This window comes from Bacillus sp. DE0042 (genome assembly GCF_007680225.1).
GTDB classification, from domain to species: domain Bacteria; phylum Bacillota; class Bacilli; order Bacillales; family Bacillaceae_G; genus Bacillus_A; species Bacillus_A wiedmannii.
Genome location: NZ_VEJP01000054.1, coordinates 1 through 217 on the forward strand (window position 1 = coordinate 1; position 217 = coordinate 217).

Genomic DNA, 217 nt, shown 5'->3' on the forward strand with positions numbered 1-217 from the left:
CCTGAGGTCCGGTAGCGCCAGTGTTCCCTTGAGCACCTTGAGGTCCAGTAGCGCCGGTAGCACCCGTGTTCCCTTGAGCACCTTGAGGTCCAGTGGCACCAGTAGCGCCAGTGTTCCCTTGAGCACCTTGAGGTCCAGTGGCACCAGTAGCGCCAGTGTTCCCTTGAACACCCTGAGGTCCAGTAGCGCCAGTGTTCCCTTGAACGCCCTGAGGTCC

Annotated in this window: 1 pseudogene; it reads right to left on the bottom strand. The window is 61.3% G+C overall.

The window, feature by feature from the left end:
- A pseudogene (locus FS802_RS30830) lies at window positions 1–217 on the bottom strand (Gly-Xaa-Xaa repeat protein); the annotation flags it as partial.